Origin of the sequence: Hymenobacter taeanensis (assembly GCF_013137895.1) — a bacterium.
Classification (GTDB): domain Bacteria; phylum Bacteroidota; class Bacteroidia; order Cytophagales; family Hymenobacteraceae; genus Hymenobacter; species Hymenobacter taeanensis.
Genome location: NZ_CP053538.1, coordinates 3477771 through 3493478 on the forward strand (window position 1 = coordinate 3477771; position 15708 = coordinate 3493478).

13 protein-coding genes are annotated in these 15708 nt (G+C 55.7%); 9 read left to right on the forward strand and 4 right to left on the reverse strand.

Annotated elements, in window-relative coordinates; genetic code table 11:
- Window positions 1-558 precede the first annotated feature (558 nt).
- The 8 genes from HMJ29_RS14705 to HMJ29_RS14740 all read left to right on the forward strand — a co-directional run bounded on the left by HMJ29_RS14705 (window position 559) and on the right by HMJ29_RS14740 (window position 9848).
- Window positions 559-1092, forward strand: a complete 534-nt coding sequence (locus HMJ29_RS14705; protein ID WP_171592200.1) for a TetR/AcrR family transcriptional regulator — start codon at window positions 559-561, stop codon at window positions 1090-1092.
- Window positions 1093-1483: 391 nt separating this feature from the next.
- Window positions 1484-2131: a (2Fe-2S)-binding protein gene (locus HMJ29_RS14710; protein WP_171592201.1), complete on the forward strand. Its 648-nt coding sequence runs from the start codon at window positions 1484-1486 to the stop codon at window positions 2129-2131.
- Entirely contained in the window at window positions 2128-3111 is a 984-nt protein-coding gene (locus tag HMJ29_RS14715; protein WP_171592202.1) for an FAD binding domain-containing protein, read from the forward strand. The genes HMJ29_RS14710 and HMJ29_RS14715 overlap by 4 nt, the downstream gene beginning before the upstream one ends.
- 97 nt (window positions 3112-3208) lie before the next feature.
- Window positions 3209-5542 carry a xanthine dehydrogenase family protein molybdopterin-binding subunit gene (locus HMJ29_RS14720; RefSeq protein ID WP_171592203.1) on the forward strand — a complete coding sequence of 778 codons (2334 nt, stop codon included), beginning with the start codon at window positions 3209-3211 and terminating at the stop codon, window positions 5540-5542.
- A gap of 212 nt (window positions 5543-5754) precedes the next feature.
- Window positions 5755-6942, forward strand: coding sequence for an XdhC family protein (locus HMJ29_RS14725; RefSeq protein WP_171592204.1), 1188 nt, complete (start codon window positions 5755-5757; stop codon window positions 6940-6942).
- 39 nt (window positions 6943-6981) lie between these two features.
- A complete protein-coding gene (locus HMJ29_RS14730; protein WP_171592205.1) occupies window positions 6982-7599 on the forward strand; it encodes a nucleotidyltransferase family protein in 618 nt (205 codons plus the stop codon).
- A 142-nt stretch (window positions 7600-7741) separates the two neighbouring features.
- Window positions 7742-9187 carry an MFS transporter gene (locus tag HMJ29_RS14735; RefSeq protein WP_171592206.1) on the forward strand — a complete coding sequence of 482 codons (1446 nt, stop codon included), beginning with the start codon at window positions 7742-7744 and terminating at the stop codon, window positions 9185-9187.
- A gap of 145 nt (window positions 9188-9332) precedes the next feature.
- On the forward strand, window positions 9333-9848 hold the full coding sequence (locus HMJ29_RS14740) for a DinB family protein (RefSeq protein ID WP_171592207.1): 516 nt from the start codon (window positions 9333-9335) through the stop codon (window positions 9846-9848).
- An 81-nt stretch (window positions 9849-9929) separates the two neighbouring features.
- On the opposite strand, the gene HMJ29_RS14745 is transcribed toward HMJ29_RS14740, so the two are convergent.
- From HMJ29_RS14745 to HMJ29_RS14755, 3 genes are all read right to left on the reverse strand, one after another.
- Complete coding sequence (locus HMJ29_RS14745; protein ID WP_171592208.1) at window positions 9930-11582, reverse strand: amidohydrolase; 1653 nt, start codon at window positions 11580-11582, stop codon at window positions 9930-9932.
- 44 nt (window positions 11583-11626) lie between these two features.
- On the reverse strand, window positions 11627-12061 hold the full coding sequence (locus HMJ29_RS14750; RefSeq protein WP_171592209.1) for a hypothetical protein: 435 nt from the start codon (window positions 12059-12061) through the stop codon (window positions 11627-11629).
- A gap of 300 nt (window positions 12062-12361) precedes the next feature.
- Entirely contained in the window at window positions 12362-13135 is a 774-nt protein-coding gene (locus HMJ29_RS14755) for an AMP nucleosidase (RefSeq protein WP_171592210.1), read from the reverse strand.
- Between the two features lie 181 nt (window positions 13136-13316).
- On the opposite strand from HMJ29_RS14755, the gene HMJ29_RS14760 reads away from it, so the two are divergent.
- Window positions 13317-13772, forward strand: coding sequence for a type I restriction enzyme HsdR N-terminal domain-containing protein (locus tag HMJ29_RS14760; protein WP_171592211.1), 456 nt, complete (start codon window positions 13317-13319; stop codon window positions 13770-13772).
- Between the two features lie 27 nt (window positions 13773-13799).
- Here the strand turns inward: HMJ29_RS14760 and HMJ29_RS14765 are convergent, their stop codons facing one another.
- Window positions 13800-15698 (reverse strand): LTA synthase family protein, encoded by a 1899-nt coding sequence (locus HMJ29_RS14765; protein ID WP_171592212.1) that lies wholly within the window; start codon window positions 15696-15698, stop codon window positions 13800-13802.
- Between the last annotated feature and the right edge of the window lie 10 nt (window positions 15699-15708).

Genomic DNA, 15708 nt, shown 5'->3' on the forward strand with positions numbered 1-15708 from the left:
GTATATGAAAAGTAAGTGTATACTCACTAAAAAAAAGTGGCTACTTACTTGCTTTTAGAAATCTTTGCTTAATATTGTCCCATCAATCAGCTGGCTTATCCCACCAAGCAAACTGGTTGACAATTCCCACGCCCGCTTACCCAGGTGTTTCCCACCCCGCCTGGTCCCAAAATTCCCACGCCCTGTTTACCCAGATGCTGATCCCACCCATCTGGTGAAATTTGTAGAAAGTCGTGTGGCTCCCCAGCCCAGGCGCCAAATTTCTACCTCCTCGCAGCCGGCCGAATTGGACCCCCTCCAGTTCGGCCGGCTTATGGTATATAGGGCCTAAAAAGAGCTATGCGCTTATTTAGATGCCCTGCCTGTGGGCGCAGCCATAATTGCTTTGAGCTGTAGAGCAGCGGGAGGGCGGCCGGAAATGGAAGCGGAGGGAGCTACTCGGCTGACTGTCTAAAACCAGATTTTGCTAGATACTGGCCGGTAAAATGCCGTATTTACGCAATAGAGGTATTTTAGGGTGCTATATTGAGCCCCAATAGCAGAAACCGAACCCCGTCCATGACTAACCGCAAGCAGCACATTGCTCAAACTGCCTTACAGCTATTTGGGGAAAAGGGCTTTGAACATACCCCCACGCAATTAATTGCAAAGGAAGCGGGAGTGTCTGAAGCTCTAATTTTCAAGCATTTCGGCTCTAAGGAGCAATTGCTTGATTTCATAATCAAGAAGGGCTACAAACGTATTATTGAGCAGAACCGCGGCTGGTATGAGGGCCGTGCCCCCCTAGAGTTCGTGCACAGCGTAATTGAACTGCCCTATAAGCTGGTGCGTGAGGAGCCGCACTTCTGGAGGCTTCAATCGAGGCTTACGGATAGCGCTACGGCGCAAAAGCAGCATGAGCGTTTCCTGCAGCCAGTACCCGCTTTGCTCCATAATGCCTTCGAGAAGCTGGGCTACCAAGACCCCGCCAAGGAAACCAGCTTGCTGCTGCTGCTGGTAGAAGCCCTCTGGAAGATAGAAGTGAACAAAGACGATGACCAGGTGCGTGAAATGCTTGACTTTATTAAGTCTAAGTACCAGGCGCAGGAATAACTATTAGGCCAGTAATGCAAGCAACTGCATTCGTGAAGCCGCACCTTAAACGTCTCCCGTGCAAACGGGAGACGTTTTTTATGTGAATGGCCGGCAGTAAGCAAAATCGCTTAGCCAAAAACGGAGCGAGTGCGCTCTAGGCCAGTTCCACAGGAATAAGCCTACAAGATGCCGAATAGAGTTAACTCAGGGGTTTAGCCTGCGTACACGGTTGAGTTGCGCAGTAGGATTCAATGGGTGAATTGCGGGGTTGAAGCTTTCGCCGGTATAGGGCCTGTAGGGGCATAACTGAACAGGTTAGCCGCTAGGTTGTTACCCGTATAGCACCACACCCTGGGTACCATTGTGCGGCTACGCTGGGTTCTGACCTCACCCTCTAGTTACATTACTTATGTCTGATCTTTTTCCTCCAGACCCAGCAGGCGCTAGGCCGCTTGAGCCCTTACCGGACGATAAGTCGAGGCGCAGCTTTATGAAGCAGGCGGGCGGAATTCTGGGTTTAGCCTTAGCACCACCGCTCATCAGCCAGGCCGAACGGTTGACGGCGCTATCTGGCAAGATTGAAGGCGTTTCGCAGATGCGCCTGAAGATAAACGGCACCATCCGGACGCTGCAGCTGGAGCCGCGAGTAACTCTGCTGGATGCCCTCCGGGAATACCTGGATCTTACCGGCACCAAAAAAGGCTGTGACCATGGCCAGTGCGGAGCATGTACGGTGTTGGTAGATGGGCGCCGCATAAACTCCTGCCTTACGCTTGCTGTAATGAGCCAGGGCAAGGAGATTACAACCATTGAAGGTCTGGCCAAGGGAGAAGAGTTGCACCCTATGCAGGCCGCTTTTATCAAGCATGATGGCTTTCAGTGCGGCTATTGCACCTCCGGGCAAATTATGTCGGGGGTGGCGTGCGTAAACGAGGGCCATGCTACCACCGACGCGCAAACCCGGGAGTGGATGAGTGGCAATTTATGCCGGTGTGGGGCTTACCCTAATATTGTGGCGGCTGTGCGTGAAGTGCAGCAAAAAGGAGGCAAAGCATGAACAATTTCGCTTACCAACAGGCCTCAAAAGCCAAAGAAGCAACCTCCGTTGTCCGCGACGATAAACAAGCGGCTTACATTGCCGGTGGCACCACGCTGCTTGACCTCATGAAGGCCAATATTGAGGAGCACTCACAACTGGTGGATATTAATCTTTTGCCCTTCAAAGGCATTGAGAAGACCAATGATGGCCTGCGTATTGGAGCCTTGGAGCGCATGAGCGATGTGGGTGAAAACCCCATTGTGTTGCAGCAGTATCCGGCTATTTCTGAGTCATTACTGCTGGCGGCTTCGCCGCAGTTGCGCAATATGGCCAGCATGGGCGGTAACATTCTGCAACGGACACGCTGCGGCTATTTCCGCGACCCAGCTTTTCCGTGCAACAAGCGAGTGCCGGGTTCTGGTTGCCCGGCTTTGCAGGGGGATAACCATAATCTGGCTATCCTAGGCACCAGCGATGCGTGCATTGCCACCTCTTACCCCGGCGACTTATCTGTGGCGTTGGTAGCCTTTGATGCCGTGCTCACCCTGGAAAACGCCAAAGGCAAGCAGCGGCGCGTACCCATCACGGAGTTTTATCTGTTGCCGGGCAATACTCCGCACAAGGAAACCGTGCTAGAGCCTGGGGAGCTAATTGTATCCATTACGGTGCCCGCGGCGGCTTATACCCAGCGCTCTACCTACCTCAAAGTACGGGAGCGGTCCAGCTATGCGTACGCGCTGGCCTCGGCGGCGGTAGGGTTAGACGTGCAAGGTGGCAACATCCGGGCGGCCAGGGTGGCTTTGGGAGGTGTAGGCGCCCAGCCCTGGCGCTCCCGCGAAGCCGAACAAGTGCTTACGGGGGCTCCGGCCACGGAGGCCACCTTCAGGGCAGCGGCGGCAGTAGCACTGCGGGGCGCTCAGCCCCGGGAGCATAACCGCTTTAAAGTAGAGTTAGCACAGAATACGCTGGTGCAGGCTCTGCAAAAAGTAGCTGGCTAGTGCCGGTAACCAGTCCAGCTAAAACGGCCAGGCACAGCAGGAGCCGGGCTCAGTGCCCGCCGCTCCAGAGCTATATCTACCAAGAAGTAATTTCCCCATGGATAACGAACCAGCATTCTTTGAAACCAACCCTAAAGCCGGCTCGGTAGGGCAGCCCCTAGACCGCGTAGATGGTCGGGCGAAAGTGACTGGCCAGGCAAAATATTCTGCGGAGTACAACAGCCTGCCTGGCTTGGTACACGCGGTGCTCAAGACCAGTGACGTAGCCAAGGGCCGTATCCAGAGCATTGATATAAGCGCCGCGCAGAAAGAGCCAGGGGTACTGGCTATTCTGACTCATCAGAACATACCTCAGCTTGCCAAAACGCCCAACAGCCCGGAGGGTAAGAAAGCAATTGGAGCGCCAATGGGTTTCCTACCCCTGACCTCCGACCAGGTGCATTATGCCGGGCAACCCGTTGCCGTTATTGTGGCCGATACTTTGGAGCGCGCTCAGCATGCCGCAGCGCTGGTACGAGTACAGATGGCCGCTGAGAAGCCCCTGGCCTCGTATGAAGACCTCCGAGCGGAGCTATTTGACCCGCAGAAAGTGCAGGATGGCAAAACCGATGGGCATACCGTGCGCGGGAACCCTAAGGCGGCTTTTGCTGCCGCTCCCGTGCAGCTCACGCACACCTATACGCACGCCATCAACCACCACAATCCTATGGAGCCTGGCGCTACCACGGCCCACTGGGAAGCCCCTGACCGCCTCACGGTGTACGAGTCTACCCAAGGCGTGACCCGAACGCAGAAGGCCCTGAGCACCATGCTAGGCCTGGCGGCTGAACAGGTGCGGGTGGTTACCAAATACTTGGGGGGCGGGTTTGGCTGCAAAGGCTCTACCTGGCCCCACACGGTGCTTACCGTGCAAGCTGCCCGCGCTGTGGGCCGGCCCGTTAAACTCTCGCTCACGCGCCCACAGATGTTTACCAGCATGGGCCATCGCGAAGACCAAACCCAAACCCTGAAAGTTGGGGCAACCAAGGAGGGCAAGCTACTGGCCATTATTCACGAGAAAACCTCCACCACCTCACCTTGGGACAATTACGCCGAGCCAAACAGCCGCATCATTAATCTGCTGTACAGCTGCCCCACATTTGAGGCTACCTATCAGCTGGCCCGTGCCAACGTGATGACCTCTACGTTTATGCGGGCTCCTGGCGAGGCGCCCGGCTCGTTCGCCATTGAGTGCTCCATGGATGATCTGGCCTATCAGGTGGGTATCGATCCACTGGAAATCCGGCTGTTGAACTACGCCGATAAGGATTACAGCAACAACAAGCCGTGGTCGAGCAAAAGCCTGAAGCAATGCTACGCCCGTGGGGCCGAGCTGTTTGGCTGGAGCAAGCGCAACCCCAAGGCCGGTGCCACCCGCGACGGCAATCTGCTGGTGGGCTGGGGCATGGCTACGGCCAGCTACCCCGTGCACAACAACCAAGGCACGGCGAGGGTGCGCCTCTACGCCGATGGGCACGCCCTGGTGCAAACCGGCGCCACCGATTTGGGTACGGGCACCTACACTGTGATGACTCAGGTAGCCGCTGATGCGCTGTGGCTCACCCCTGATAAGGTGCGGTTCGAGCTCGGCGACACCAAGCTACCCACGGCCCCTAACTCCGGGGGCTCAGTGGCCGCGGGCACCGTATCATCCTCTATCTACGTGGCGGCTCAGGATGTGTGGCAGAAGCTGATAAAGCTGGCCGTTCAGGATAAGAAGTCGCCGCTGTTCCGGGCTAAGCCCACTGATGTAGTAGTGGAAAACGGCCGCCTGGTGCTCAAGGCCAATAAGGCAAAGGGGGAAGACTACGCAACCCTGATGAAACGCAATGAAACCCCCGATATAGAAGGCAGCGGCCACGGCAAGTACGGAGCCGGCTATGAGTCGGGGCGGGCTGCAGGCCCCGCCGACTCCGGCCACCAGGACGACATGGCGGGTCACTCAATGCATTCTTTTGGCGCGCACTTCTGCGAAGTGAAGGTTAACCCTGAGTTGGGCACTGTGCGCGTAACCCGCTGGGTGAGCGTGCACGCAGCCGGCCGTATTCTGAACGCTAAAACGGCGCGGAGCCAAATCATTGGCGGCAGCATATTTGGGATAGGGTGTGCCCTGATGGAGAGAACGGTGCGCGATGAAAACTTTGCGCGTTACACCAACTCCAACCTCGCCGACTACCACATTCCCGTCAATGCCGATATTCCGGATATGCAGGTGGAGTTTATTGAGGAGCATGACCCTTTCATCAACGCTATGGGCGTGAAAGGCATAGGAGAGATTTCTATGGTCGGCGTAGCCGCTGCCGTAGCCAATGCCGTATTCCATGCCACCGGTAAGCGAGTACGGAGCCTGCCTATCACTCCTGATAAAATATTGGGCGCCACGCCGGTATAGGCCACTTGGTGAGTGATGCTGCAAGACGATTATACTGAGTACAGTTGCCGCAACTCTGCAGTAAACCAGCGTAGTTGTGGCAACTGCACTCAGTAGTATGTTATGGCGCCTTGGAGTTAGAGTCTATAGGTTTATAATGCCTTTAAAAGTAAACTGGTAGCCTTGCACGGCACTTTTGCGTACACAACTGCCGAGGCAAGCCACTGCTTATCATGACTGAATTACAACGACTTTTACTGGCTTACGACGAACATCGCGCCGCAAACCGCGCCTGCGCATTAGCCTCGGTGGTAGATGTGGCGGGCTCGGCGTACCGTAGGCCCGGCGCCCGCATGCTGGTAACGGAAGACGGCCAGCTTACGGGCGCTATCAGCGGGGGCTGCCTGGAAGGCGATGCACGTAGAAGAGCCCGGCAAACCATTCAGCGGGGTAAGCCCACTATCGTAACCTACGACTCCACTGACCCCGACGACGATTTGCAGTTTGGAGCCGCATTGGGTTGCCAGGGTATAGTGCAGATCCTATTGGAACCCCTTGACTTCCAAAACGCTGATAATCCACTGGAACTGCTGCGGCGCTGGGCCGAGGGAGTAGAGGCACCGGCCGTTGTGGCCACCGTGTTCAGCCTGACTGGCAGTACCTCACCGGCAAGAGTGGGGGAGCGGTTACTGCTGACTTCTGATGGTAACGTGCAAGGTGGCCTAGCAGCGGGTACTGCTTTACACGATGCCATCTTGACCGATGCTCAAGCTGCTCTGGCAGCTGGCCAACCCGCCACACGGCAGTATGCGGCCGGAGAGGTTACCGTGCGCGTGTGCCTAGAAATTTTGCGGCCTCCCGTGCGCCTCACAATTTACGGGGCCGGCAACGATGTGCAGCCCGTGGTGCGCTTAGCTAGTGGCCTAGGCTGGCGGGTGCAAGTGCAAGATGGCCGACCCGCGCAAGCGGCTCTAGCGCGTTTTCCCGAAGCGGAAGTGGTGCAAGTAGTACCGCTGGCGCAAGTAAGCGCGGAGCCGCACAACAGGAGCTTTGCCCTGCTCATGACGCACAATTATTATTATGACTTGGCCGTGTTGCGCCATCTGCTGGACGCTCCCACCCAATACATAGGCCTACTGGGGCCGCGCAAGAAATACGACCGTCTTCTGATGGATCTGACGAAGGAAGTGCCCGATGCTGCGCAACGCTTGCAGGGGCGCTTATACAGCCCTATTGGGCTAAATTTAGGCGCCGAAACGCCCGAAGAAATTGCGCTGTCTATCATAGCTGAAATACAGGCGGTGCTTACCGGCCGCCCAGCCGGATTCCTGCGTGATTCGCCGCACCCAATTCATCCTACGCTGCACGCCGATGGGCCTTTGGAAGCCATTGGGCGAGTAGATGCCACGTGTGAATTGTAGTTTCCGCCTCCCCCAAATGCCCATTCCAGTAGTGCCCCTATGCCTGCCATTCTAGTATTAGCCGCAGGATCTTCCTCCCGCCTTGGGCGCCCCAAGCAATTATTACAATACGAAGGAAAAACGCTCCTCCGCCGAGCCGCCGAAACCGCCGTTGCGGCTGCTGCCGGCGCCCCTGTGCTAGTAGTGACAGGAGCCTTGCACGAAGAGCTATTGCCGGAGCTTGCCAACTTACCAGTAGCCACCGTGCGCTGTGTCACATGGGCCGAAGGTATGGGAGCTTCTATAAAATATGGCCTAGCGGTGCTGGAAAGCTTGTGCGCTACCTGGAGGAGCTTACTAATTATACTCTGCGACCAGCCCCACGTAACGCCGGAGCTGCTCCGCCGCCTCGTGCAGAAGCACGAGGCCACAAGCCAGCCCATTGTAGCATCAGAATATGATGGCGTGCGCGGCGTGCCAGCCTTTTTCAGCTGGGAAGTGCTGGGGTTACTGCGGCAGTTGCCTTCGGGCGCGGGCGCGGGCCAGATCTTCAAGCAGCGCCCTGAGCTAGTGGCCTCAGTCTTATTCCCGGAAGGCGCAGTGGATGTGGATACGGAGGAGCAGTACAAAGCGCTCCTGAACCAACCAGGTAGTTCATCCATTGGCCCAGCCCACTAGCCCATTGGCACCTGAGCTACCCTAAATAAGCTACCACCACCCACTAGGCCAGTAAGGTAACGGTGCGCTAAAAACAGCCAGGCAACCGCAACCACAGAATCCCGTTATCTTGCCCGGTGCACTCACCTCAACTATTGCCCCTATGACAACTGCCTCGGTTTCGGCCGCTACGCCGGATGCCTCTTTCGATGCCATTCCGAAGGACGACAAGCGCATTACCCGCGGCTGGACGTTCTACGACTGGGCTAACTCAGTATATCCGCTGGTAATTACCAGCTCTATTTTCCCAATTTACTGGGGTGCCATCACCAAAACGCTCAGTCCTGAAACCGACGTCGTAAACTTCCTAGGGTTTGAAGTACCAGGATCTTCTCTACTGACGTATGCTATTTCGGCGGCTTTCCTGCTGGTAGCCTTGGTGAGCCCATTCCTTACCTCACTAGCTGATTTCTCAGGGCGTAAGAAACTGTTCATGCAGATCTTCTGCTACATAGGGGCGGCTTCCTGTGCTGCGCTGTTCCTTTTTACGCCCGATACCCTTACGCTTAGCACATTTATCTTCATTGCAGCTACCTTCGGCTTCTCAGGATCTATTGTGTTTTACAATAGCTACCTGCCCCTGATTTCGTCAGAAGAGAAGTACGATTCCCTTTCTGCACGCGGCTTTTCCATGGGCTACATTGGCTCCGTGTTGCTGCTGATAATCTGCTTAGTTATTAACCAATTTCCTGATCTGGTGGGCATTAATGCCTCTACGCCAGAAGGAGCTCGGTTGCCAGCCCGCATTTCCTTTCTGCTAACGGGTATCTGGTGGGCCGGTTTTGCGCAAATCCCTTTCTTCACTCTCCCCGCCGACCCAGGCCGTACTGCCAGCGCAGGCGCTGATGATTCAGGGTGGTTACTGAACGGATTTCGGGAGCTGGGCAAGGTGTGGGACCAACTCAAGCAGCTCCCTAATCTGAAACGCTTTCTGCTAGCCTATTTCACCTATAACATGGGTGTCCAGACAGTGATGTACGTGGCCACCATCTTCGGTGATAAAGAGTTGCACCTCGAAAGCACCGCCCTCATCATTACCATTCTGCTGTTGCAGGTGGTTGGCATACTGGGGGCTTATTTATTTGCCAAGCTTTCTGAGCGTATTGGTAACACGCGGGCATTGAGCTGGTCGGTATTCATTTGGATGTGCATTTGCGTAGCGGGCTACTTTGTGCAGGCAGGCTGGAGCTTCTATGCGCTGGCCTCCGTAATTGGCCTTACCATGGGAGCTATTCAGAGTCTTTCGCGCAGCACGTACTCCAAGATTATCCCGGAGAATACCCCCAACACGGCTGCTTTTTTTAGCTTTTTTGATGTTACGGAGAAGCTTAGCATTGTAATTGGAACGGCTGTATTTGGCATAATTGCTCAAATCACCGGCTCTATGCGTAATAGCATTCTTTCCCTGATTGTGTTCTTCATACTAGGCCTAGTGTTTCTGCTCACTCTGCGCGGTAAAAAGCTACGCGATGATCAAACACCGGAAGCTGCCGCCATTGGTCCACCACCTGCTACCCCAAACATTGGGATGCCCGCCACCAAAGGCTAGGCCTGCTTGCATTATGAATTAATTAATACCGAGCATCCTCGTACGAAAGCTTGCCTCCTTCGGGAGCAGGCTGTTACTTGCTTGGCAAAATCTATGCAGCATCTAACAGTTACGCATAGCACAAACTCCACCCTAAACCTACCCCATGGAAGCACCTACTACTTCTCTACAAGCTGCCCTCAGCCAGGAACTGAAACATGAGCTACACCTTACGCGCCGCCTGCTAGAGCGGGTGCCTAGTGAGCAGTTTAACTGGCAGCCGCATGCCAAGTCCATGAAAATTGGCACGCTGGCTTCGCACATAGCCAACCTGGTAGGTTTCCTGGAAATGTCGTTGCAGGGCTCTGAAACGGATATGGCTACCGTAAAGATGCCCGAGTCGCCGACTACTACGGATGAAGTGCTGCGCCGCTTCGATGTGAATTCTGAGAACATTCAGAAGGCGCTAGGCCAGGTGGATGATGCCACCTTCCACGACCTCTGGACGATGCGGCGGGGCGAGCAGGTGTTCATGACGATTCCTCGCTCCGTAGTTGCTCGCACGTTGGTTCTCAACCACCTTATTCATCACCGCGGCCAACTTTCCGTGTACTTGCGCCTGCTTGATATTCCGGTGCCCGCCATTTATGGGGGCTCAGCCGACGAGGCACCCCAGCGCTAAGCCAGCGGCTATCTAAGCTGTATAAACAGAGTGGCCCGTCATCCTGACTCAGGATGACGGGCCACTCTGTTCTAGGCTAGTTTATTTTGCTTGAAAAACCTGCTCGCCGGCAATCCAGGTCTGCTGCACTTTGGCGTTGCGCAGCTTCTCTTTGGACGCCTCCAGCAAATCAATACCCAGCACCACAAAGTCGGCGGCCATGCCAGGCCTGATGCTGCCTTTCTGCTTGTCTTCGAAGGCAGCGTGAGCGGCCCAGGTAGTCATGCCGCGCAGGGCATCAGGGCGGCTCAGGGCGTTTTCCATCTGGAAGCCGCCGGCCGGATAGTTCTTGGCATCCTGCCGGGCCACGGCCGAGTGGAAGCCGTAGAGGGGGTTAATATCTTCCACGGGAAAGTCGGAGCCTATGGCTACTTGCCCATATTGCTTGCGCAGGTCGTTGAAAGCATAGGCCGTTTTCAGGCGCTCCTGGCCTAGCCGCTCTCCGGCCCAGTACATATCAGAAGTAGCGTGGGTAGGCTGCACTGAGGGCACAATACCGTACTGCCCAAATTTAGGAACATCGGCCTTGCTGACCACCTGGGCGTGCTCAATGCGCCAGCGCCGGTCTTTCTGACCTTTTAGCGCCTCCCCATAGATATCCAGCAGCAGGCGGTTGCTGGAGTCACCGATGGCGTGGGTATTCATCTGGAACTTGCTGGCGGCTAACTGCTGGGCTAGTTTGCGGTAGTCGGCAATAGAGGAAAGCAAGAAACCAGTTTCCTGGGGCTTATCCGTGTAAGGGTGGAGCAGGCAGGCCCCGCGCGAGCCCAGGGCTCCGTCAGCGTATACCTTGAATGAGCACACCGTCAGGCGGTCCTTAAATATGGGTCCGTTTTTGAGGTAGAAATCCAGGTTTTCCTTGGTGGGCGCCAGCATGGTGTACAGGCGCAGCTTCAGTTTGCCTTGCTGCTGCAGCGCATCCAGCCGGTCTACGTTAGCTTTGTCGAGACCCGCATCGGCAAGACTGGTAAGGCCCACGGCCACGCAATTTTTCTGGGCTGCCAGCAGAGCAGCATCCGCTTCGGCAGCCGTGGGCTCCGGAATCTTACCCGACACCAAGCGCACTGCATTATCTACCAGTAGGCCAGTCAGGTTACCACGGGCATCTTTGGTAATGGTACCGCCACTGATGGGAGTGTTCTTCGTGACGCCCGCCAGATCCAATGCTTTTTGATTGACCAAGGCCGCGTGCCCATCTACCCGCACAATAAACACGGGCGTGTTGGGGAAGAGGGCATCCAAGGTGTCCTTGGTCGGAAACTGCTTGCCAGGCCAGTCGTTCTGGTCCCAGCCGCGGCCCGTAATCCAGGCGGCTTGGGGGTACTGCTGGCGCTGAGTCTGCAGCTTCTGCACCACTGCCCCCCACGATTCTGTGCCTACCAAATCAGCATCGCGCAGGCCCAGGGCGTAGCGGTAGAAGTGGCAGTGCGCATCATAAAAGCCTGGGTACACAAACTGCCCCTGCGCATCCACTTCCTTCTTTGCCTGAAACTTACTCCGGATGTCATCGGCGGAGCCCACACCCACAAACCTGCCATCCTGCACAGCAAAGGCCTGGGCTTTACTAAAGGCCGAGTCAACGGTATACACCGTGGCATTATACACAATGAGGTCGGCGGCTTGGCGGCTGGTGGTTTGGCAGCCGCCAACACTCCCCAGCAGAGGGAGCAGGGCAAGGAGTCGGAAACGAGTCATGAGAGCGAAGGTACACAACGAGCGTGCCTACTCCACTACCAATACTAGCGCGTTACTGATTCTAGCTGCTGATGCTGCTGCAGCCACTCCAGCGCTGGTCTTTCTTCCGTGAACCGCTGCAACACATACGGCTGATCTTCGGGAGAAGAGCCCGGAGCAAGGGGCGGCGCAGTGGCCATCACGCCGGCCAGTTGGTGCGGGGCCATTAGAAACGCAATGAACGTAGTGCGGCCCAAACGTGGGTACAATTGCGGATAAAACTCCTCGTGCATCCAGTGCACATCCAAGGCATCAAGGCTGGAGCGGCGCCTGATATCTACCATCCAGTAACGGCAGTGGCGTTCAGCGGCAATGTTTAGAAGGGCATTATAGCCCCGGTGAAGCTCAAAGGGCATCACCGAGCGCATCCAGCGTCCGGCAAGAAGGTTATGGCCCTGTATATCCGTTATAGTAAGATAGTTCGAGTCGAAAAGGCTCATACTGTAAAAAAGATAATGGCAAAATTAAGGTTATGCTAAGGCAGTGGGACTGCTGCTCAGGGGCTAATTGTGTTCAGGTGGCTAGATAAAGTCCGAAGGTAGACGGAAATCAGAAGCTTGTGAAATTTTAACGCAAGCTTCATACGCTGTAAGTTTTCGGGGGTGCTGGTGGCGTATTAGCGCAGCAATGAGTGGCCTGCCGTACCTACGCTGCCTTAGTAGTGGCTTTGGCGCTGTTGCTACAAACAAAAAGCCCCAGCGCTGGGCGCTGAGGCTTTTGGTAATGCTAATCCAGAGCAGCTATTCAAAACGCATGTGCTTCACCGATTCGCCGGAGTTCTTTAGCTCCATCAGTGACTCAATACCAATTTGCAGGTGCGCATTTACAAAGTCGGTAGTCACCTTCTTGTCGCTTTCCGAGGTTTTCACGCCTTCCGGCGTCATGGGGTTGTCGCTAACAAGCAGCAACGCACCATGCGGAATCTCGTTTACGAAGCCTACCGTGAAGATGGTAGCCGTTTCCATATCCACGGCCATGGCCCGGATCTGGCGCAGGTACTCCTTGAAGTTCTCATCGTGCTCCCACACGCGGCGGTTGGTGGTGTACACCGTGCCGGTCCAGTAATCTTTCTCGTGCTTCTTGATCATCGAGGATACGGCCCGCTGCAAGCGGAACGAAGGCAGCGCCGGAATCTCTGCGGGCAGGTAGTCATCGGAAGTGCCCTCGCCACGGATGGCCGCGATAGGCAGAATCAGGTCGCCGAGTTTGGTCTTGTTTTTCAGACCACCGCATTTGCCCAGAAACAGAGCTGCCTTAGGTTTCACGGCCGAAAGCAAGTCCATCACGGTAGCAGCCATGGGAGAGCCCATGCCAAAGTTGATGATGGTAATGCCGTTGGCGGTGGCGGTTTGCATGGGCTTATCGAGGCCCCGCACTTCCACGCCGAACTGCTCGGCAAACATATTTACGTAGTTGAGGAAGTTCGTCAGCAGAATGTACTGGCCAAATTCCTTGAGCGGTACGCCGGTGTAGCGGGGCAGCCAGTTCTCGACAATGTCGGATTTAGTCTTCATAGGCAATGGTAAAGTGTAAAATGGAGGGAGAGAAAGGAGAAAGCGGTAGATACGTAAAAACAGTATTCACTTCCGACTATCTTTTCCCATTGGATACAAAAAAACCGTCGGGACCCAGGAGGGTACGACGGTACGGGGCGAAAAGCGGGAACTGAAGTCCTGGGCCGTACCTTTGGAGGTGATGCAAGAGTTGAACCTGCCGCCTTTCGAATACAAAGTTACGAAATCCAGCGAAAATTTGCTGATCTGGGATGTATTACGCCGCAAACAAGTAGTACTAACCCCCGAAGAATGGGTTCGCCAGCACGTGGTGCACTACTTAATGAACCACCGCGGCTACCCCAAAGGCTTACTTTCGCTGGAGCGCGGCCACCGCTACAACCAGCGCCAAAAGCGCACCGACCTTTGCGCCCTCGGCCCCGATGGCCAGCCCTTATTGCTGGTTGAATGCAAAGCTCCCTCCGTGGCCATTACTGCCACTGTTGCCATGCAGGCCGCTACGTACAACCAAACCATAGGTGCCCCGCTACTGCTGCTCACCAATGGCCTGCAGCACTTTTGTTGGCGCGTAGATTTTGAGCAGCGCACCAATGAGCGCCTGCTGGAAGTGCCGGCGTATGGTGAGGTGGTAATTTAGTGGAGTGGCCTAGGCTACTCCACTAAATTACTGTTTATATAGCTTGTTATCCACCAGGCCATTAACGAAAAACTGGGTACAGGCTTTGAGCTCGTTACCGTAGGTGCGCAGTTTTGCTGGGTCGGGGTGAGCTAGGGGGCTGGCGGGCATGGAGTGCGTACGGTAGGGGTAGAGCCGAACCCGACCATCGGAAGTTAATTCGGTTACGTAGTCGTGGTGCACGAGGTAATGCGAGCCGCCGCTCAGAAACAAAGCGCGGCCAGTGGTGGTGCTGTCAAAAACGGAATAGCCGAAGGGCAGCAGTTGCTGGGAAGCGGCTATGCCCAGGTAATCCAGCACAGTGGCGGGCACATCCGCTTGCTGGGTAATGCGGTGTACATCAGCGGCCGGCAGGGTACCATTGGGCCGGAAGAGCAGCAGAGGCGTTTTGTAGCTACCGAGCAGGTTTTGATAATCGCGCCGCAGGGTTTGCGACGTGTGGTCGGCGAGCAGGATGAATAGAGTGTGCTGGTACCAAGGCTGACGCGCCGCCGTTTTAAAGAACTGCCGTAGCGCAAAGTCGGTATAGCCAATGGAGGCGTGAATGGGCAGCTTGCCCGGGCTGAACTTGCCTTTGTACTTGGCAGGCACCGGAAATGGCTCGTGCGAGGTCAGCGTGAAAACCGTTGAGAAAAAAGGCTCAGACTGTTTGGTGAGCTGCTGCGCGAAATACTGCAGGTAGGGCTCATCAAAAATGCCCCAGTGCCCATCATAGTCGGGGCTCTTGGCGCCGCCAGGGTATTCGGCTAAACCATAGTATTTCTGGATGCCCGTAATACCTGAAAAGGTATTGAAGCCCATGGTACCATTCTGAGCGCCGTGGTACACTGAGGTGGCATACCCTTGCTTGCCCAGCAGCTCCCCCAGTCCGTGCAGCTCATCGGTCTGGAAGTTAGAGGTGATGAATGGGCTTTCCATCAGCGAGGGCAAGCCCGCCAGTACTGCCGGCAGCGCCTCAATAGAGCGGCGGCCATTGGCGTAGTGCTCCCGAAAGAACAAGCCTTGGGTTGCCAGAGAATCGAAAAACGGGGTATAGCCCCGGCCGCCATTTTCAACACCATTGTACTCAGAGGCAAAACTCTCAACCAGCAGAATCACCACGTTATCACGTGGGGCATTGGGGCGCGGAGCCGGCATGTGGGCTGCCAGCGCCGCTTGCAGCTTCTGGTGCGAGGAGAAGTAGGTAAGGCGCTCTACCGGCTCGTAGCCCAGGCTTTTCAGAAAAGTGAACGTGCTGTTTAGAGCTAGGTGGCCTAGCACGGGTGGCGTTTGCATAAAGGCGTGGCCCGTACGCAATGGCTTAAGCTGTAGGCCACCTCGGATGCCTAATACAGCTAAACCTGCCACCACAATAATCTCTAAGCCAGTACGCACTATGCTCCGCGAGGTGCGGGGGTGTTGGTAGTGCGCCGCAGTGGCTGGGGCGGGCATAGGATACAGGTACCAGAGTAACCCAAATAGCGTCACAAACGGAACCAGCAGAAACCAATAGTGGCCTACGAGTTGCCCGGCCTGCCGCTCAATATCGCCGGTAATGGTAAACAGCTCGTCGCTGGTGCGCCGCCCAATAAACTTAAAATACTGCGTATCAACTAAGTTAAGCGCCATGCCCATGGCGTTTAAGGTCAGATATACTCCCCGCAAGGTTCGTTGCCACGTGCGGTGGAAATTAGGCACCAACGACAGCACCAAAAAGGGGATATTCAGCAGCAAAAGCGCCGAAATATCAAAGCGGAAGCCATGCCAGAAAGCCAGGAGTATTTGACCAATGGTGGCCTCCTGAAAAACCGTTTGGTTTGCCAGGTAAAAGGCCAACCGCAGCAGCAGGTAAATCCCCAGCAGCAGCAGGAACCGACGCAGCAGCAGGCGCAGAACGGGAGAGAGCATCAGCGCAAGT

Excerpts from the sequence above, each read along its gene's own strand:
- HMJ29_RS14705 (WP_171592200.1), top strand. The coding sequence starts at position 559 with ATGACTAACCGCAAGCAGCACATTGCTCAAACTGCCTTACAGCTATTT.
- HMJ29_RS14710 (WP_171592201.1), top strand. The coding sequence starts at position 1,484 with ATGTCTGATCTTTTTCCTCCAGACCCAGCAGGCGCTAGGCCGCTTGAG.
- HMJ29_RS14715 (WP_171592202.1), top strand. The coding sequence starts at position 2,128 with ATGAACAATTTCGCTTACCAACAGGCCTCAAAAGCCAAAGAAGCAACC.
- HMJ29_RS14720 (WP_171592203.1), top strand. The coding sequence starts at position 3,209 with ATGGATAACGAACCAGCATTCTTTGAAACCAACCCTAAAGCCGGCTCG.
- HMJ29_RS14725 (WP_171592204.1), top strand. The coding sequence starts at position 5,755 with ATGACTGAATTACAACGACTTTTACTGGCTTACGACGAACATCGCGCC.
- HMJ29_RS14730 (WP_171592205.1), top strand. The coding sequence starts at position 6,982 with ATGCCTGCCATTCTAGTATTAGCCGCAGGATCTTCCTCCCGCCTTGGG.
- HMJ29_RS14735 (WP_171592206.1), top strand. The coding sequence starts at position 7,742 with ATGACAACTGCCTCGGTTTCGGCCGCTACGCCGGATGCCTCTTTCGAT.
- HMJ29_RS14740 (WP_171592207.1), top strand. The coding sequence starts at position 9,333 with ATGGAAGCACCTACTACTTCTCTACAAGCTGCCCTCAGCCAGGAACTG.
- HMJ29_RS14745 (WP_171592208.1), bottom strand. The coding sequence starts at position 11,582 with ATGACTCGTTTCCGACTCCTTGCCCTGCTCCCTCTGCTGGGGAGTGTT.
- HMJ29_RS14750 (WP_171592209.1), bottom strand. The coding sequence starts at position 12,061 with ATGAGCCTTTTCGACTCGAACTATCTTACTATAACGGATATACAGGGC.
- HMJ29_RS14755 (WP_171592210.1), bottom strand. The coding sequence starts at position 13,135 with ATGAAGACTAAATCCGACATTGTCGAGAACTGGCTGCCCCGCTACACC.
- HMJ29_RS14760 (WP_171592211.1), top strand. The coding sequence starts at position 13,317 with ATGCAAGAGTTGAACCTGCCGCCTTTCGAATACAAAGTTACGAAATCC.
- HMJ29_RS14765 (WP_171592212.1), bottom strand. The coding sequence starts at position 15,698 with ATGCTCTCTCCCGTTCTGCGCCTGCTGCTGCGTCGGTTCCTGCTGCTG.